The sequence below is a fragment of the Grimontia sp. AD028 genome, from assembly GCF_000973155.1.
GTDB lineage: Bacteria > Pseudomonadota > Gammaproteobacteria > Enterobacterales > Vibrionaceae > Enterovibrio > Enterovibrio indicus.
The window spans coordinates 1-18,612 of sequence record NZ_LASY01000106.1 but is presented as its reverse complement, the minus strand read 5'-3'; the positions used below and the strand labels follow the sequence as shown (position 1 = coordinate 18,612).

19 protein-coding genes are annotated in these 18,612 nt (G+C 48.1%); 13 read left to right on the top strand and 6 right to left on the bottom strand.

Features of this window, described 5'->3' with window-relative positions; all coding sequences use genetic code 11:
* Positions 1-85: 85 nt before the first annotated feature.
* Positions 86-703 carry an HAD family phosphatase gene (locus tag RN22_RS20050; protein ID WP_046307122.1) on the bottom strand — a complete coding sequence of 206 codons (618 nt, stop codon included), beginning with the start codon at positions 701-703 and terminating at the stop codon, positions 86-88.
* Positions 704-779: 76 nt separating this feature from the next.
* Positions 780-983: a hypothetical protein gene (locus RN22_RS25490; RefSeq protein ID WP_231590938.1), complete on the bottom strand. Its 204-nt coding sequence runs from the start codon at positions 981-983 to the stop codon at positions 780-782.
* A 300-nt stretch (positions 984-1,283) separates the two neighbouring features.
* Here RN22_RS25490 and RN22_RS20040 point away from each other — a divergent pair, with 300 nt between their 5' ends.
* Positions 1,284-1,811 (top strand): nitrite reductase, encoded by a 528-nt coding sequence (locus RN22_RS20040; protein ID WP_156168241.1) that lies wholly within the window; start codon positions 1,284-1,286, stop codon positions 1,809-1,811.
* On the opposite strand, the gene rocF is transcribed toward RN22_RS20040, so the two are convergent.
* Together rocF and nrfA are read right to left on the bottom strand one after the other, a co-directional pair.
* Entirely contained in the window at positions 1,804-2,733 is a 930-nt protein-coding gene (rocF, locus tag RN22_RS20035; protein ID WP_046307118.1) for an arginase, read from the bottom strand. The genes RN22_RS20040 and rocF overlap by 8 nt on opposite strands.
* A gap of 334 nt (positions 2,734-3,067) precedes the next feature.
* The gene (gene nrfA / locus RN22_RS20030; RefSeq protein ID WP_046307135.1) at positions 3,068-4,471 is read right to left on the bottom strand and encodes an ammonia-forming nitrite reductase cytochrome c552 subunit; all 1,404 of its coding nucleotides are present in this window, start codon (positions 4,469-4,471) and stop codon (positions 3,068-3,070) included.
* A 492-nt stretch (positions 4,472-4,963) separates the two neighbouring features.
* On the opposite strand from nrfA, the gene nrfB reads away from it, so the two are divergent.
* From nrfB to RN22_RS20000, 6 genes are all read left to right on the top strand, one after another.
* Positions 4,964-5,566 carry a cytochrome c nitrite reductase pentaheme subunit gene (gene nrfB / locus RN22_RS20025; protein ID WP_046307116.1) on the top strand — a complete coding sequence of 201 codons (603 nt, stop codon included), beginning with the start codon at positions 4,964-4,966 and terminating at the stop codon, positions 5,564-5,566.
* A complete protein-coding gene (gene nrfC / locus RN22_RS20020) occupies positions 5,563-6,252 on the top strand; it encodes a cytochrome c nitrite reductase Fe-S protein (RefSeq protein WP_046307114.1) in 690 nt (229 codons plus the stop codon). Before nrfB ends, nrfC begins: the two co-directional genes overlap by 4 nt.
* Positions 6,249-7,214 carry a cytochrome c nitrite reductase subunit NrfD gene (gene nrfD, locus RN22_RS20015; protein WP_046307112.1) on the top strand — a complete coding sequence of 322 codons (966 nt, stop codon included), beginning with the start codon at positions 6,249-6,251 and terminating at the stop codon, positions 7,212-7,214. The genes nrfC and nrfD overlap by 4 nt, the downstream gene beginning before the upstream one ends.
* Positions 7,215-7,286: 72 nt before the next feature.
* Entirely contained in the window at positions 7,287-9,227 is a 1,941-nt protein-coding gene (locus RN22_RS20010) for a heme lyase CcmF/NrfE family subunit (RefSeq protein WP_046307111.1), read from the top strand.
* On the top strand, positions 9,217-9,762 hold the full coding sequence (locus tag RN22_RS20005) for a DsbE family thiol:disulfide interchange protein (RefSeq protein WP_046307109.1): 546 nt from the start codon (positions 9,217-9,219) through the stop codon (positions 9,760-9,762). Before RN22_RS20010 ends, RN22_RS20005 begins: the two co-directional genes overlap by 11 nt.
* Positions 9,763-10,212 carry a cytochrome c-type biogenesis protein CcmH gene (locus RN22_RS20000; RefSeq protein ID WP_046307107.1) on the top strand — a complete coding sequence of 150 codons (450 nt, stop codon included), beginning with the start codon at positions 9,763-9,765 and terminating at the stop codon, positions 10,210-10,212.
* Here the strand turns inward: RN22_RS20000 and RN22_RS19995 are convergent.
* A complete protein-coding gene (locus RN22_RS19995) occupies positions 10,209-10,802 on the bottom strand; it encodes a histidine phosphatase family protein (protein ID WP_046307104.1) in 594 nt (197 codons plus the stop codon). The two genes, RN22_RS20000 and RN22_RS19995, sit on opposite strands and share 4 nt — an antisense overlap.
* 31 nt (positions 10,803-10,833) lie before the next feature.
* A complete protein-coding gene (locus tag RN22_RS19990; RefSeq protein WP_046307102.1) occupies positions 10,834-12,537 on the bottom strand; it encodes a Na/Pi cotransporter family protein in 1,704 nt (567 codons plus the stop codon).
* Positions 12,538-12,747: 210 nt separating this feature from the next.
* On the opposite strand from RN22_RS19990, the gene RN22_RS19985 reads away from it, so the two are divergent.
* From RN22_RS19985 to RN22_RS19960, 6 genes are all read left to right on the top strand, one after another.
* Positions 12,748-13,545 carry a DeoR/GlpR family DNA-binding transcription regulator gene (locus RN22_RS19985; protein ID WP_002538865.1) on the top strand — a complete coding sequence of 266 codons (798 nt, stop codon included), beginning with the start codon at positions 12,748-12,750 and terminating at the stop codon, positions 13,543-13,545.
* The gene (locus RN22_RS19980) at positions 13,542-14,558 is read left to right on the top strand and encodes an ABC transporter ATP-binding protein (RefSeq protein WP_002538863.1); all 1,017 of its coding nucleotides are present in this window, start codon (positions 13,542-13,544) and stop codon (positions 14,556-14,558) included. The genes RN22_RS19985 and RN22_RS19980 overlap by 4 nt, the downstream gene beginning before the upstream one ends.
* A gap of 77 nt (positions 14,559-14,635) precedes the next feature.
* Positions 14,636-15,901: an ABC transporter substrate-binding protein gene (locus RN22_RS19975; RefSeq protein ID WP_046307100.1), complete on the top strand. Its 1,266-nt coding sequence runs from the start codon at positions 14,636-14,638 to the stop codon at positions 15,899-15,901.
* Between the two features lie 55 nt (positions 15,902-15,956).
* A complete protein-coding gene (locus RN22_RS19970) occupies positions 15,957-16,850 on the top strand; it encodes a carbohydrate ABC transporter permease (RefSeq protein ID WP_002538861.1) in 894 nt (297 codons plus the stop codon).
* On the top strand, positions 16,847-17,656 hold the full coding sequence (locus RN22_RS19965) for a carbohydrate ABC transporter permease (protein ID WP_002538860.1): 810 nt from the start codon (positions 16,847-16,849) through the stop codon (positions 17,654-17,656). Before RN22_RS19970 ends, RN22_RS19965 begins: the two co-directional genes overlap by 4 nt.
* 10 nt (positions 17,657-17,666) lie before the next feature.
* Positions 17,667-18,461, top strand: a complete 795-nt coding sequence (locus tag RN22_RS19960) for a phosphodiesterase (RefSeq protein ID WP_046307098.1) — start codon at positions 17,667-17,669, stop codon at positions 18,459-18,461.
* The last annotated feature ends 151 nt before the right edge of the window (positions 18,462-18,612 follow it).

Genomic DNA, 18,612 nt, shown 5'->3' with positions numbered 1-18,612 from the left:
TCATACCTACCAGAATCACTTGGAAGTATTGAAAAAGTACCTTAGTGAGGCGGTCCATACCAAGGGGGGCAACAACGAAAGTCCACTAAAACACCAACCCCAACTGCTTCAACTCGGTTTCAGCTTGCTCTGCGTTTTCAAATTGAATTGCTGCGATGCCAACGTCTTGAGCGCCTTTAACGTTATGAGGCATATCATCAAGGAAAACGGTCTCTGCTGCATTCAAATCATAGCGGGTCAAAAGCGCCTGATAGATTTCAGGCTGGGGTTTGAGTAGGCCAACTTCTGCTGACACAATTTCTCCGTCAAACAATGGCCAGAAGTGCTTGGTTTCTTTGAGGAAGGCAACGATTTCGTGCACATTATCGGTTAAAGCGTATAGGCCATAGCCAGCCTGTTTCACGCGTCTAATTAGCTCATATGAACCATATAAAGGGATAAGGGATTGCTTCACGTAGTAGAAGAGCTTGTTTGTGGTGTCTGGCGAGAAACCCATTTCGGATTGGTAGCGTTTTTTGGCTTCCTCTTCCGTCATCAAGCCTTTGTTTAAGTCCATCCAGATGTCGTTTTGAAAAATCTCTCTGGCGATAGATTCGTGTTCTATTTTATTCCCGAAAGTCAGCCTGACAATTTCCAATGGTGACCAACGCACAATTACATTGCCTACATCAAACACGACATGTCGAACGTTTCTGTTCTCCATACCCTACTCCTCTTTTTTCTGCTAAGTCATCAACATAGCGTATTTTCAGAAGAGTATCAGGCGAAAATGGCACTTGTTACACAGACCACTCTCGATTTTGTAGCACTACACGATATCCGTCCAGGTCTTCAAATGTTCTGCCCGAAACGTCCCAGTAATCGTTGTAAGAAGCCACCTGTTTAAAACCCGCTTTCAGCATGTTATGACAATTACTCTCCCACGCTTCATCATCAGTGAAATAGAACACCAGCAAATTGTCCTGGGTTGGCGCTTTACCCACCTGAGCGCCCCGATGATGGGTAAATTCGAAATGATAGTTGTGCGCGCGGTGACCAACGATCGCACCATCAAAACCGTTGTGGTCTTCAAAGTTACCCAGATTTCAAAGGTCAAGAGATCACTGAAAGTGCGCCCGCCTGCACAGATTGGGCGGCAATGTGATTAAGCAGAACTTGAGGCAGCGCATTGAACCTGTGCTGGAATGTAGCGAAGATAGTGAAAGATCAGGGCATTACAAGATAACTTGATGACACTATTTGAGAAGTTTTCATTTATAGCGCCGGCTTTCGTTGGATTGTTAGTGTTATCCACCACTACGCTGGTTTATACAAAGCTGGGGGAACCTTCACTTTTGATTGTGAAGGAACAAACCACTACTGAACTTGGCACCACTACAAATATCACGCCGAGGCTCGAACGGTTGCAGAAGCAAATTAAAGCGGATACCCAAAACGGGCATTTGTGGTTTGAGCTTGGTAATGAATATATGTCTCGCGGGGAGTTCAAGAACGCGGCGCTGGTTTATCACTATGCCGAAAGATTATCAGAATCACCTTCTGCGGATGTGTTTGCCGCGCAGGCTACCGCAAAGTACTACGCCAACGGTCAGCTATTTGATCAAAGTGTTGAACGCTGGCTGAATGATGCAATATCTATTCAGCCAGATAACGCAGCCGCAAACATGCTTTTGGCGTCAGAGTACTTCCTGTCGGCGCAATATGCATCGGCGATTAAGCACTGGACAATCATCCTCGATGCCAATCACCCAGATACCGATCGCGCCGCCGTTATCGCGTCAATAAATCAAGCGAAGCGAATGATCAAATAACACTTTGACCAAACGCACTGAGTACCAAAGACACTGCGCGTTCGGCAGAGATATTACCTTTATCCAGGAAAGGATTGAGCTCAACTAAATCCATAGAGGTCATCAATCTGGTCTCTGCGCATTTTTCCAATAGCAAGTGGGCTTCCCGGTAAGACACACCGCCTGGAACTAAGGTGCCTGAACCGGGCATCACTTCTGGGTCGCAGCCATCTACATCGAAGCTGACATGAAATCCAACCGTCCCTTTAGTCACGATTTCTATGACTTCGTCGGCGACACGGCTCATGCCCATCTCATCGATATCGCGCATGCTGTAGACCTTCACACCGGACTGCCGGATCAACTCGCGTTCTTTTTCATCTATATCCCTAACACCCACCAGCGCCACGTTTTCAGGCTTAATTTTTGGATTGTCACTCAGGATGCTAGTGAAGTCTTTATCACCGTAACCCATCAAGTGCGAGAGAGGCATACCGTGAATATTGCCCGATGGGGATATACCTGGAATGTTCATATCAGCATGGGCATCAAACCACACCAATCCAAGATCTTGGTTCTGCTTTTGGTAATAATCGGCAATGCCTGATATCGAGCCTATCGCTAAGGAGTGATCTCCCCCAACAACCATTGGAATGTTGCCGTTTTCAAGTGTGTTTCGCGTGACAACAGCCAGATCACGACACACTTGTAGGATTTCGCTTCGAAAACGCATGTTACCCTGCGATTCAGAAGGTCTTGATTCCTTGGAAGGGACTGCAACATCCACCTCTTCTGCGACGCCATAACCTAATTTTTTTAGTTTCTCACCTAAGCCAGCGATGCGAACGGCAGAAACACCACCATCCGTCCCCCTGCGTGATGCCCCCAAATCGACGGGAACACCGATGATTTGAATTGATTTTGATAGTCCATTTTCTTTCATAAGGGAGAACCTCGAAGCGATCGTATTGAAATGAGGAGCGTTAAGTCACTCCTTCGAAGAGTATTGATTACCTGCGATGAAAGATTGGGTTGTTAGTGGCCAACCATCCGCGCATAACATTTATTTAACACGACAATATTTTGAGTATAAGTAGGAGACAGGAAAGAAATCGAAGAAGAAATAACTGCTAGCAATAGTGATACGATGTTCTCGCTACAGACACATGACGTACCGTCTTGAACTATCAACAGTTTTGGTTATTTAGTCGTGAGGGTTTACGGTGAAAAGAATAAAGGAGCCAGTATTAACCGGCCCCTCTTCAGTGGAGTATTAGTCAGTATGATGCTTCACGTTTTTTCGCGTCATCTTCCCACTGCGGAATCACAGTTTTCAGGAAGTCTGCTTTTTCAATATTCATGGTTTCCATATCCATACCCAATACAGCTTGAGCCTTCTCTTTGGTTGATATATCAGGGATCTGAACTGGTTCAGTCATACCTTTGGTCGCTAATAGACGCGCCAGCTTGGTACGGGCATCAGCAGCACGGTCAACGGCTGTACCCAATACTTTTAGCGCCACTTCCGGTGCATGCATGTGGACTCCGTGAGAAGCAATTGCGTAATCCCAACGCCACTGAGCATGTCGGATATCCTGAAGGATAGATGCCATTTCAGCTTCAGTTGCCCCCGCTTCCCAAGCGGCCGCCGCTTCAAAATGCGCTGCCACAATGTGCTTTTCCGCTGTCAGCTTCATATTAAGAACCTGGGCTTTACGGGTAGAGACAATTTCCTGCATGGTTTCTTTGCTTTGGGTATGGCACTGCGCACAAGTATTTTCAAACTGGTCAAATGGATTGCCAATTTTGTGGCTGGTATACACCTTCCCTTCCGCTGTTTGTACCTTAGGCATGTGACAGTCGATACAACCGACATCGTTTTTACCATGAATACCATCGCGCCAGGTTTCATACTCTGGGTGTTGGGCTTTCAGCATTGGTGCTTTAGAAAGCTTGTGAGTCCAGTCTTTAAAGCCCAACGCATCAAAGTATGCTTCCATCTGGTCAACATTCGTCCCTTGCGCCCAAGGGAATGTCACCGCTTTCGTTGGACCAGAGAAATAGTATTCAACGTGGCACTGTCCGCACACCTGCGCCTGCTGAGTGAAACGGGTCTGGTCTTCGAAAGGTTGATGAATGACATTCATTGCACGATCAGCGTAAGGACGGGACAGCTTCAAAGCAGGCTCACCACGGTCAAACGCTTCACTCTTGGTGTCATGACAGTCAGCACACCCGATCGTATTGCTGATTTCACTACCGAGACGGGACCATTTACCATCGAAATAACCATCTTCGCCACGCTCATCGATAACTCGGGCTACGTCCGGACTTTTACAGCTCCAACATGCCATAGGCATAGGCCCTGATTGGTCATCTTTCGGTGCGCCGGTTCGTAAAGTGTTGCGCACATCATCAAGTGCATAAAAGTGCCCACGCGCTTTGTTGTAGTCTTTGGCAAAGCCATAACCCGCCCACATGATCACCATGTTTGGGTCTTCCGCAAGTGCGTCTTCCAGGTGTTGGCTTTCACTGGTTGCTTTCCAAGAGTCATATTGTTCTGGAAAAACGGATTGATAAACGTCATTGCGCGCCTCAACGCGTTTTACGTCTGTAGAAGTGGTATCTGCCATCACAGTATGGGAATACCCAAGAATAGAGATACCTAGCGCCGCCCCCATAAAGCGGGCGGAAAAGGTTCGAATTGCCGACTGAATGCTCACAGCATTGCCTCCAATATTTTGAATTATCGTCCAACCGGCGTTGTGATTTCGGGTGTGCAGATAATGCTATCGGAGCAAGATATATGTTACTTAAAAACCATATAAATTATGGGTTAATTGGCGATTATTTGGGTTACTGTCACACTTATTCAGACTACTTAACCACCCGATAAATGAGAATGATTTTCGCTTAAGGCGCAAAATTGACGTGCGTCATTAAAGTTGCATTTAGTTTGACAGTTTGTGACTTCCGAGAGGTCGGTTTCTTTAAATAGCACCATGAATATCATCTAATATCCCTACTCGGCGTTGTGGCTGTGTGCAAGGTGCTCTCAGAGTTTAATGGGAATGTTAGAAGGCTTTTCCAGCCCCTGACAGATCGCGTAATTCTGACAATACAGCCAGGCCAAAGGTGTGAACCTTCAGCGAAATGGCTGTTAAAGGTGAACAATGAGCAATCTCAAAGCCAGCCCTTTTTGGAGCGCAACCATCATTGCTGCGCTTTGCCTTTGGGGCATATCGATGCACGTTGCCACTGCAGGCGAAGGGAATCCCGCGCCATCCGGTGAAAAGGCTTACCAACCGCAGTTTCAGGCCACGTTTCAAAGAAACCCAGACTATGCCTGTACCCAATGCCATAAGGACGAGAAAAACAAACTCTCCGGCGCACACGGTGAGGCCATCAATCCTAAAACCAACCGCAATATGACCTGTATTGACTGCCACACAGGTGTAACGGAAAAACACCGAGACGGCGCGGAAGATGTGGTGAAATTCGATCATTCTCAGTCAGTCAAGGGAACCGATATTTCTGCTGCCTCCATTGAGTGGATCACTCAACAAAACGCGCAGTGTGAAACGTGCCATGAACCCACCGATTTGCGAGAAGCCAACTGGACGCACGACGTTCACGCTCGCGACCTTACCTGTTCATCATGCCATGACGTCCATCCGCAGAAAGATCCTATGAAAGGCATTACGCGCAAAGACAAAATCCAAACCTGCGTGGATTGCCATTCCGACCAGACAAAAGCGCGGGAGGAAGAAGAATGAGTTGTTCAAGACGCCAATTCCTTACCAGCGCAGGCGCTGTTATTTTCACCACCGGTGTAGCGGGTACTCAGGTGATCAGTCGTCCGGTCTTAGCCGCAAGCGAAGAAGTACAAAACAAACGTTATGGCATGGTCCATGATGAAGGGCTTTGCATTGGCTGTACTGCCTGCACCGACGCATGTCGTACCGTGAACAAGGTTCCTGAAGGTGTATCCCGCCTTGAGATTATCCGTACCGAACCCGTCGGTGAATATCCAAACGTAAAGTATGGTTTCACCCGCGTTTCCTGCCAGCACTGCGAAAACGCACCATGCGTCTATGTATGTCCTACTGGCGCTGCAGTTAAAGATCCGGAAACCGGCATTGTTGATGTCATCGCGGATAAATGTGTCGGCTGCGGTTACTGCCTTGCTGCCTGTCCTTATCAGGTTCGTTTCTTCCATCCGGAAACGAAAGCGGCGGATAAGTGTGATTTCTGCCGTCACACCAACCTTGCTGAAGGCAAGGAACCCGCTTGTGTCGAGTCTTGTCCGACTAAAGCACTGACGTTCGGCGATTTAAACGACCCACAAAGCAAGGTTTCACAATTGCTGGAACAAAAGACTGTCTATCGTGACAAAGCGCACCTTGGCACGGCACCACAGCTCTACAAAGTGCCGCACAACGCAGGGGAGATTAAAGGATGAGTACCATAGAACAAGCCTTTTATTTTGACTCTCTGGTCTGGGATTGGATTATCGCGGTTTACCTATTCCTGGCTGGTATGTCAGCGGGTGCGGCCATGATTTCGGTGTACCTTAAACGCAACGTCATCGAAGGCGATGCGTCCAAAAACGGTATCATCCGTGCCACTGCTATTCTCGCCCCAATGGGCATTATTGTCGGCCTGTTGATCCTTGTTTTTCACCTGACCAAACCGCTCGAGTTCTGGAAAATAATGATTTATTACAACCCAACGTCAGTCATGTCGATGGGTGTCATTTTGTTCCAGATCTATATGGCGGTGCTGTTCGCATGGCTGGCAGGAATCTTCATCGAAGATATTCAACGTGTCATGGGTTCGCTGAATAAAAAAATCCCCGGCGCGAGTGCCATTCTGAATGCGTGTAAACGCTTTGAAAATGGACTTGAAGTCACGCTGGCGATTCTGGCGGTTATTCTCGCTGCTTATACGGGCTTCTTGCTCTCTGCACTGAAAACCTATCCGCTACTCAACAACCCCGTGCTACCGATTCTGTTCCTATTTTCCAGCCTGTCCTCGGGCGCTGCCGCATGTTTACTTGTGGGCGTGGTCGGCTTTAAGGAGCCAATGAGTAGTCCTTCTGTCAGCTGGATCCACCGTTTTGAACGTCCGGTCGTGCTGTTTGAACTATTTGTGTTGTTTGCCTTCTTCTCTGGCCTTTACTTTGGCGGCGGTCAGAAAGAAGTGGCTGTGCTTGCAGCTATTGGCGGAGGATTCTGGTCTAACTGGTTCTGGTTTGGTGTGATTGGCCTTGGCATGATTGTTCCACTGACGCTAAATGCCGTCAGCCCTGCCGAAGTTAAACACCGTACCAGTTTTCTGGCGATGGTCACCACCTTGAGCCTGATAGGTGTATTAATGCTTCGTACCTTTATCCTCTACGCGGGACAAATGACAACCGTGTAGTCGATACCGCCTTACCCACTCCCTCTCGGTGGGTAAGGCATTTCTTGTTCCAACGATGAAGAAAATTTCCCTATGCTTGCTGAAATCGGTCACATTCTTCTTATTCTCGGCATCGCCTCCACCATGGTTGCCAGTTTGCTTTCCGGTTGCAGCATGTTGAAAACGCCGGTGACCGGCCTTTCAAATTTGGTTCCCCAATTACTTAGCATCGGCTTTTCCGCTATTTTAATGGCCACCTTCATATTGGCTGCATGCTTTTATCTGGACGATTTTTCTGTGCGTTACGTCGCGCAACATTCGAACAGCGCGTTACCCATAGCCTTCAAAATTGCTGCTGTATGGGGAGGCCATGAAGGCTCATTCCTATTTATGGTATTGGCGTTATCTGGCTGGTCATCACTGGTTTCAAAGGACAAACGCTTGCCCGCCGACTACGCCAACGCAACCCGTTTTGTATTGAGCACCACCGTCTTGTTGCTGGGCATTTATTGCCTATGGCTATCCAATCCGTTTTTACGCCAAATTCCTTCTCCGCTTGAAGGACGTGACCTAAACCCGATGCTCCAGGATATCGGCCTCATCCTGCATCCACCGTTACTGTATATGGGTTATATCGGATTTGCCGTGCCTTTTGCCTTCGCTATAGCTGCTTTACTGACTCGATCACCTGCAAAAGTATGGGTAGGTCAATGCCGCCAGTGGACACTAATGACCTGGGCGTTTCTCACTGTGGGTATCGGTATCGGTTCCTGGTGGGCTTATCACGAACTAGGATGGGGAGGATGGTGGTTCTGGGACCCCGTTGAAAATGCCTCCCTTCTACCCTGGCTGACTGCTACGGCGCTCATTCACTGCCTTATTGCCACAGAGCGAAACAACAAACTGGTCAGTTGGTCGCTGCTTCTTGCCATCATCACATTTGCACTGAGCATTTTGGGTACCTTCATTGTGCGCTCCGGTGTATTGACGTCTGTCCATGCCTTTGCGTCTGATCCAATGCGTGGTAGTGGACTATTGCTCATTTTGACCATACTGCTGATTCCTTCCCTCTTTCTGTTCGCATTAAGAGGCGCTCACCTTGCCAAAGATAGCTCAGTAAATATGGGTGGCAACACCTTAGCCTTATGGATGACTATTTCTGCAGGATTGCTGTCATCCATGATGCTGATAGTTATGCTCGGTACTTTTTATCCAATGGTGTACGCCGCGATGGGTTTAGGTACCTTGTCAGTAGGTGCCCCTTACTTCAATTCTCTCTTCGCACCTTTGGCTATCATAGTTGCTTTCTCCGCTGCTTATAGCACAGTACAACGCCTATCCTTACCAAGACAGATTGCACTGTTGCTCATTGCATCACTGATAGCATTGGCCACAAACTATGCCTTATCACGTTTTTACCAAATCCCTTTTTCTGTGCTGGTATTTTTCGCCATTCTGGCTGGTTTCGTCCTGTTGATTTCAGGTGCCACCGCGATAACGACACAGGCTAAAACGCTAAGAACATGGGTTATGGTTCTTGGGCACACAGGCTTAGCGGTGACCCTTTTAGGCGCAACATTACTCTCAGGATTCAGCAATGAAACCAGTCTGAAAATGACACGGGGTTCAACGGTTGTCCTTGGCACATATTCATTAATCCATCAGGGAAGTTCATGGCATATCGGGCCTAATTACACGGCTGAACGTATTACTATGGAAGTCAGAAAAAATGGTTCGGTCATTGGCCATGTGAAACCCGAAAAACGTCATTACACGGTGCGCACCATGAATATGTCTGAGGCTGGTGTGCTCCGCGATGTACTCAGTGATGTGTATGTAACTCTTGGCAGTAAGTTTGATGCAAACACCTACGCTGTGAGGATTCAAATAAAACCCTTTGTCCACTTGCTCTGGGTAGGTGGTTTTATCATGATGCTGGCGGGATTTTTAGGGGCATTGAGAAAGCTTATGCCAACCTCTCCCGCGGCTAATCGAACCAATCCAGCTAAACAATACAAACACTATGAAGTATAAGCTTTTACTACCTCTTATCGGAGGATTCGCGCTCAGCACAGCCTTATTCTGGGGCCTTCAACACAGTGAAGACCCGAACAACAATCCGCCGTTTGCGATGAAAGGGAAACCCGTACCACAATTCTTGCTCACCTCATTGCGCTCTGGTGAATCGGTCGATCAAACGCTTTTCCAAAATGATTGGCTACTTTTGAATATATGGGCGTCCTGGTGTTCTTCATGCAAGGCCGAACACCCCTATTTGATGAGCCTGAAATCAGCCGGCATTCCGATAGTTGGTCTCAACTATCGCGATAAAAAAAATGCCGCTATCTCAGTGCTCAAAGAGACTGGTGACCCCTATCAAACTGTCATTTATGATCCCCAAGGCTCACTGGCTCTTGAACTTGGCAGCATCGTTACGCCTGAAACCTATTTGATTGACCGAGAAGGTACACTGATGTTTCGCCACATTGGGATTTTGGATGAAGGCATCTGGCAACGTGAATTCCAGCCACGTATTGATGATATCACCAGTAAAAAGGAAGGGTCGTAAATGCGAAAGGGATACTTCTTTGTCTTATGGCTTCTGAGTGGCTTTGCTCTCTTATCCTTTAGCGCGCATTCATCAGCAATGGTGGAAACACAACCCCGCCAGCAGAATGCTGAAACATTTCAGTTTTCCTCCTTAGAAAACCAGCGCCTGGCATTAAAGCTAGGGAAAGAACTGAGGTGCCCTCAATGTCAGAATCAAAATCTAATTGAGTCCAACTCCCCCGTTGCACAGGACTTACTTTTGAAGGTTTACGAACAAGTGGAAGCCGGTACCTCTGAGAAACAGATTGTGGAATATATGACATACCGTTTTGGGGACATGGTGCATTACCAGCCCCCTTTCAATAGCCACACAGCCCTTTTATGGCTAGGGCCTTTATTTATTTTGGCCGCACTTTCACTTGTAATTTTCAGGAAAGCAAAATGGCTGCAGAAAGACAGTCAGCCTTAAAAAGAACATTCCTCACCCATGGAGGTCAACAGTTTCATCTCACCTGTTTCATGATGCGGCAACGAGCGGTGTTGGCCAGGTTCAATACCATGAAAAGCAGACTTCATGATCTGCAAAATGTCACCGTGGGCGACCAGAAGAATCACCTTGTTCTCATATTGGGTTTCCAGATCTGTTATTAAGCTTACTGAGCGGTTTCGCACGCTCATTGTGCTCTCAACACCATTAAAGCTTTGGTTAGAGTCCTGAAGATCTTTCGCCCAAACATTTTCATAGGCAGAAGACGAATGCCCCTCCCACTCACCAAAAAAGCGTTCGCGAAGTCTAATGTCTTCGATCGGATCCGGAAGTGAAAGAACACTCGCCACAATACCTGCCGTTTCTTTCGTGCGCTTGAAGTCAGAACAAATAATCACATCTATCGGCTGGCCACCGTATCCTATTGCAGATTCCTTCGCCTGACTTTGGCCAAGTGGTGATAACCCGTAATTTAAGCAACCAATCTCTGGGTCACTGACCACGATATCAGCCACATTTGCTTCACTCTGTCCATGGCGCATGATGAGGTAAGTATTCTTGAAAACGGTCATTCTTCCTTCCTTAGTGAAAACTCAAGCAACCTTACGTTGGAGATTCATTGCTATTAATCGTTGGTTCCGCACTGTTTGACGGTTCCGCTTGGGTACTTTTCAATCTGCTGGCTCTTAACTCGCCCGCTTGATCCAAAATAGGGTACGCAATAGACGTAAAGTGAGAGTTGATACGGATTAAATCTCTCAATAAATCCAAATACAAAGAGCTACCAGCAACAACGGTAATCGTCTGATCGCGTAGGCCTTTTTGATGAGCCAGTATTGCCTCGCGCTCAATGTTTTTTACTACGCTCTTCTGTTCAATTAACGCACGCGCATTGTTCACATCACCAGTGAGTAGCACGCTGAAGGCGAGTTCCATATTACGGTAAATGCAGTTCTTCAGTTCATCAATCGCTTTGCGCTCATAATCAGGCAACAGAATATTTTGTTGGATAATCTTATTGATAACTTCTGTCATGCTGTACTCAAGAATGTCACCGGCATGTTCCAAGTTTGTCGTGTAAGACGAAATGCGATAGCAACGGCGGCGATACTTCTTAGGAATATCCTGACGGCTGAGCTCCGTTAAATAGAGATTTATCTTCTCGTAATACTCATCGACCAAATCATCCGAACGCTTAATATGCTGTAACTGTGCAGAGTTGCGGGTGTTCAACGCCTCAAAAGCACCATCCAGCATACCTCTCAGCAAGTCCCCCATTCTCAGCACTTCACGCACAGTATTAGACAGTGCCACAGAAGGCGTGCGAAAAGCTTTTCTGTCCAGATAACGGGGTTTGTTATCTGCCTTATCCAAGGTATTCGCTGGCACCCATTTTTCAAGTAAACGCGCGCAAGGCGTCACCAAGGGCAAAAATGTTATCGCCAACATGATGTTGAAAAAAAGGTGGAAGTTAACGAGCACCACTGCGGGCTCATTAGACGCAAACAAGGCTGTTGAACTCAAGACGTCCAGCAAAGGTAAGGTAATCACGACACCGACAGCACGAAAGCCGAGATTCCCCAGAGGTACCCGTCGAATTTCCGGCGTTGCATTGACCGTATTCATCACCGCTGGCAGAGCGGCACCTAGGTTTGCCCCCAAAATCAGTGCCATTCCTCCTTGCAGGGTAATCACACCAGAACCTGCCATTGCCACAATGAGCAAAACGGTTGCAAGACTCGAATGCACCAGAAACGCAATACACATACCAACGATAACAGCCAACATAGGCTCATCACTTAACGCACCCATCAAAGATCGAATGGCCACAGAGTCGCGCATAGGGACAGACGTTGAAACGATGATTTTCAACGCAAGCAGCATGATGCCTAGGCCAATCATGATTCGGCCAATATGCTTGGTTTTATCCTTCTTACCTGAAGACATGACAATAAAACCAACAAACAACAGAACAGGCTGAAGCCAACTCAAATCGAATGTCAGAAGTTTAGCCACAAAAGTGGTACCGACATCCGCGCCAAGTAAAATCGCCAAACCGCTTGCTGTAGCTAACCCTTGGCTACCGAGCGAACTGGCCAGTAGCGCAGTGGCTGTACTGCTTTGCAGTAGACATGTCACACCAAGTCCGACACCAAAACCACGCCAGCGGTTAAACGCAGATCGTCCTAAACTTCGACGAATTTTTCCGCCAAAGGTTTTCAATATATGCTCTTTGACTAGCGCAAGACCAAACAGCAGCAGTGCCACGCCTCCCAACAAATTAATTAATACAGATGTTCCTGTCATTCTTATATCACCTAGCGCATGACGCGCGTGTTCTCACTTCTCGCTTTCACCTCTACACCCATACATCTTGAGCATTCGCTTATTAATAAGGTAATCAATATTGCGCATTTGATCAACAAATGAACATTTTGATGTTCGTATGCTCATTTTATGTTGGCAATTTGTTAAATTTGATCTTAGATTGAAATGAAAGTGGAGATGTGAGCAGTTATGACGGTAGCAACCAAACTCAAATCGAAAACAGAGATTCGACGCGAAAAGATCATCGAACTGACACAAGCGCGCGGCAATGTATCTGTCGAATTACTCACAGAAATGTTGGGTGTGTCATCCCAAACCGTGCGGCGGGATCTCAATCAGTTGTGTAGCGACAATTTACTCCGCCGTCGTCACGGGGGCGTGGAGTGTTTCGAAGAGCAGTTGAACGCGCCTTATGATCTTCGCGCTGCAACAAATCCAACTGAGAAACGCGCTATTGCTAAAGCGGTAGCTGATGTCATTCCTGATGGCGCGACGGTGTTTATTTCTATCGGTTCAACGCCAGCCATTGTGGCCGAAGCACTGACTGCAAAATCTGGCTTAACGGTGATGACCAATAATCTCAATGCCGCCATGGTGCTGAGCAACGAGCCAAGCAACCGCATCATCATTCCCGGTGGAGAAGTACGCATGCCAGATAGGGATGTGCTCGGTGACGGCGTGCTTGAGTTTTTCAACAGTTATCGCGCTGAGTACGGCATTTTTGGCGTAGCCGGCGTTTCAGAAGACGGAGGCATGTTGGATTTCCATGCCTCTGAAGTCAGGGTTCGCGAAGCCATTCGCACCCATTGCAAAACGTCCATTTTAGTCATGGACAGTACTAAGTTGACGCGAACAGCCCCTGCCATTGGCGGGAGTATTTTCGACGTGGATTTGATCATCATGGACCAACACCCCGGCGATGACTTTTCAGCGCTGAGTGACCGTGTCGGAGACCGTTTGAAGTTAGTGGGAGGCGACGCTTCATGAACACAGAACCCTTTGTTTCGTTCGACAACATTGCAAAAAGATGGAACGGACAACTTGGTGTTGAAAACATTTCTATCGATATCCCAGAAGGCGCATTCGTTGCCCTGCTGGGGCCTTCTGGCTGCGGCAAATCTACCACGTTGCGATTGCTGGCAGGCTTGGAGATACCCGATGAAGGAGCCATTCGAATCGAAGGCACTGACGTGACTGAAATGGCACCTTCAGCGCGAAATCTCTCCATGGTATTCCAGTCTTATGCGCTCTTCCCTCACCTGTCTGTCGCAGAGAACGTCATGTTCGGTATGAAAGTGCGCAAGGTCCCCAAAGATGAACGATTGAAGAAACTTGAGAACGCCCTGCGTATTACGGGTCTCCTTGGCTATGAAGAGCGCAAACCCGGCGAACTTTCCGGCGGGCAGCGCCAGCGTGTCGCTCTCGCGCGTGCAATTGTTGCAGGCCAACCCCTTTGTCTGATGGATGAGCCCCTCTCCAACCTGGATGCCAAGCTCCGTCACTCTGTGCGAAAAGACATCAAAAAACTCCAGAAAGATCTGGGCATGACTGTGGTGTACGTCACCCACGACCAAACGGAAGCCATGAGTATGGCTGATCTGATCATTCTGATGAAAGACGGTCACATCATGCAGGCAGGTACGCCGCAGGAACTCTACAACATACCTCAAAATACCTTTGCGGCTGAATTTATTGGTGCCCCACCGATGGCATTGATCGACGGCGACGTTATCCCTGGCACTGAGCACGCGCACAAAGTTGGCTTGCGTACCGAAGACGTGGAGTTAGTGGAGGCGGGCCAAGGCCGAATCAGTTGCACCGTTTCTGAAAGCGAATATCTGGGTGATGAAACCCATGTGCTGCTTGATCACCCCAAAGCCAAAGGCTTGGTGGTTAAACTTCATGGCTACTCGTCATTGGAGGAAGGAAGCACCGTAGACATAACCTTTGAGGACAGTGCCCTGCACTTCTTTGACGGTGATGGAAAAAGAATCAATTAACAAGGAGTGGAACAGCTTTTCTCAACACCAAACAGAAAGCTGATTCCGAAATTAAATACGTAACCAATGGTGAAACTATGAAGTTCTCAAAGTTAATGAGTTGTGCCTTTGCCGGTGCGTTTACTCTCGCTTCGCAGTCAGCAATGGCGGCAACAGAACTGAACATGTACTACCCAATCGCAGTGGGTGGCGCGCTAACAAAAGTGGTTGACGGCATTGTTGATGACTTTGAAGCGCAAAACCCAGATATCAAGGTTAACGCTATCTACTCTGGTAACTACGATGACACCCGTGTGCGCGCACTGTCCGCACTGAACTCTGGCGAGCCTGCACAGTTGGCCGTTATGTTTTCTATCGATGTGTACGACTTGATTGAGCAAGATTTGATCTCACCGTTTGATGACCTGATGCAAGGTGACGCCGACAAAGCTTGGTTGGCAGATTTCTACCCTGCGCTGATGGAAAACGGTCAGGCGGAAGGCAAAACCTGGGGTATTCCATTCCAGCGCTCTACCATTGTTGCTTATTACAACAAAGATATGTTCCGTGCCGCGGGTCTTGATCCAGAAAAGCCGCCGACTACCTGGGATGAGTTGGTTGAAGTGAGCAAAAAGCTCACTAACGATGACACTTACGGCATCATGATCCCGTCCACTGGCTACCCATACTGGATGTTCCAGGCTCTGGCGATTCAAAATGGCAAAAAGCTGATGTCTGATGATGGCCTCACCACCTACTTCGATGATCCAGCTGTGGTTGAAACACTGAAATTCTGGAAGTCTCTTTCTCAGGAGCATGGTGTGATGCCAACAGGCACTGTTGAATGGGGCACACTTCGCCAAGCTTTCCTTGAGGGCAATACCGCAATGATGTGGCATTCAACCGGTAACCTGACGGCAGTAAAAAAGGCCGCGAAGTTCGACTTTGGCGTTGCTATGCTGCCAGGCAATGTTCGTTTAGGCTCTCCAACCGGTGGCGGCAACTTCTACATCTTTAAAGACACTTCTGACGAAGAAAAAGCCGCATCCATGAAGCTCATCAAGTTCATGACTTCACCAGAGCAAGCCGCAAGATGGTCAATTGCGACCGGTTACATGGGAGTGTCAAAAGGCGCATACGAAACCGAAGCGCTGCAAGAATACACAGCAGCGTTCCCACCAGCATTGGTTGCGCGTAACCAACTTGAGCATGCGGTTGCTGAGTTCTCCACTTACGAAACAGCGCGTGTCCGTGAAGGTTTGAATAACGCAATTCAGTTTGCCCTGACCGACCAGAAAACGCCTGAAGCTGCGCTTGAAGAAGCTCAGAAATCCGCAAAACGTCTCCTGCGCGATTATCAATAAGCACGTCTCCCCCACCTGACTCAGGTGGGGGACTCTCTGGAAGTTGAGCAGTACTATGAATCATTACGCTGAAATGGAGCGCCGCAGACAGCACATGTATGGCTGGCTTCTGCTGACTCCCGCTGCCATTTTACTTACGCTTTTCGCGTTCTACCCTTCGGTAGCTACCCTGTGGGAAAGTCTATTTTCCAAAGGAACGCGTCGTCGCCCTTCAGAATTTACCGGGCTGGAAAACTATTCGGATCTGTTTAACGATCCGACCTTTTGGATCGTCGTCGAAAACAACCTTTTCTATGCCGCGATTACCATTCCGGCGTCGATCGCTATCGCACTGATTATGGCGCTTTGGGCTAACTCAAAAATATCAGCCAAGGGCTTTGTCCGCACCGCATATTTCACGCCGACTGTGCTACCCATGATTGCTGCTGCGAACCTTTGGTTGTTCTTCTACACACCAGATTTAGGTGTACTTGACCAAATCGGCGCGCTGTTTGGCTTTGAATCAGTCAATTGGTTGGGCAGACCTGAAACCGCACTTTGGGCCGTGATTATCGTCACCATCTGGAAAGAAGCGGGATTCTTCATGATTTTCTATCTCGCTGCTTTGCAGACCATCCCTGCAGATTACAAAGAAGCCGCAGATATCGAAGGCACCAGTCGCTGGACTTACACGCGCCGCATTGTGTTGCCACTACTGATGCCAACCACCCTGTTTATTGTGGTCAACGCAATGATTAACTCGGTGAAGTTGATTGACCACTTGTTCATTCTGACAAAAGGTGGGCCGTCCGACGCGTCTAAGCTGATCCTCTACTACATCTGGGAAATGGCATTCGCCTTTTTCGATGCGCCCCATGCCGCTGCCATGACAGTGCTGGTGCTGATAGTACTTGGGATTGCAGCAGCGATTCAGTTCACTTATCTGGATAAAAGGACGCACTATCAATGAAATTTATCGAAAAGTATCTCGATACCTTTGGTGCGCTCCTACTGGCCGTCATTTGGATATCACCCTTAGTGTTTGCCTTCTGGGCTGCATTCCACACCACATCAGACGCGGTAAATTTCAACCTACTCTCGGGTTGGACACTCGATAACTTCCGCGTCGCTTGGGAAGGTGCGCCGTGGATTCAGTACTTCATCAATACCTTCTGTTTGGTGACCGTGGTTTTGATTGGGCAATTCATCATTACAACGCTGGCGGGCTTTGCGTTTGCACAGGTGTCATTTCCGGGTAAGGACTTCGTTTTCATTCTGGTCTTGCTGCAACTGTTCATTCTTCCTGAAGTATTGATCGTCGAAAACTACGCAGTGACATCCAAACTTGGTCTGTTCGACACTATCTTGGGTGTCGGTATGCCTTACATGGCCAGCGCATTCGGTATTTTCCTGATGCGCCAATCCTTTAAATCGGTGCCTTATGAGTTGCATGAAGCTGCCAGCGTCGAAGGGTGTTCGCTGTTTGGCATTTTGATGAAAGTCTATGTGCCGCTCGCAAAGCCGACTTATCTCGCGTATGCACTAGTTTCTGTCTCGACCCATTGGAACAACTTCCTGTGGCCCTTGATTGTGACTAACTCTGACGATACCCGACCACTCACCGTGGGTTTGTCGATATTCGGTGCGCCGGAAAACGGCGTAGATATTTCCGTGATATCCGCCGCCACCATGATGTCGATAGCCCCGCTACTGATCGCGTTCTTGATCTTCCAACGTCAGTTCGTGCAAGCGTTCTTGCGTGCAGGTATCAAGTAAGGAGGCCGCTATGACACGAATCATACAGCTGACAGACACGCACGTTGTCTGCCCTCCCAACAAGGTTTCCGGCGTGCTCGACACGCTGGCCTTGTTTGAAGATGCCATCACTAAGATTGAGCAGGATTTAGAGAAGCTTGGACACGTCGATGCCATCATCGTGACTGGCGATATCACCGACCACGGCGACGTCGAGAGCTACGACGCTTTCAAGGCTGTAATAAGGCGTTTGGGCATTCCCTATTTCGTTATACCCGGTAACCATGATCTTCGCTCTTCTATGCATCACTGCTTTGAGAATCTGAAACCTGCGACCAGTGAAGAAATCAACTGGGTGAAACACTTCCCAGACCTCGACATCATCGGTCTGGATACCGTGATTCCGGGTCAAGGCGGTGGTCGTTTATCTCCCACTGCTTTGGCTTTTCTGGAACATGCATTGACAAATCACCCGGATAAACCCGCTTTGATCGCCATGCATCATCCTCCTTTTGCATCCGGTATTCAGTTTATGGATGCCATTGGTCTGGAAGGCGCAGATGGAATGGCAGAGATTCTGGAGAAATCACCCCGTGAAGTGCGGATTATCTGCGGTCATCTCCATAACAGTATTGTAAGCACAATAGGTGGAGCCACGGTCTTGTCCTCTCCCGCAACAGCCAGTTCCTTTTTGACGGATCATCGAAGTGATGCGCCCGTCGGTTTTACTCAGGATCCCGGCGGCTATATGTTGCATGAGTGGAATAAGGGCTTCCGTAGCACCTATCTTCCACTGACTTCTTCTGGCCAACTTTATCCTTTTTGAACCACTCTCGTACAAAGCCCTCAACTCTCACGCTAAAGCGGTGACAAACCAGTTTTAGCGTGCTATCCCGTTGATAGAACTTATACCAATCGTAGTAAATATCTGCTCATCCTAGCTTGTTAAAATGCTCAATAACTGCGTTGAAAAATTT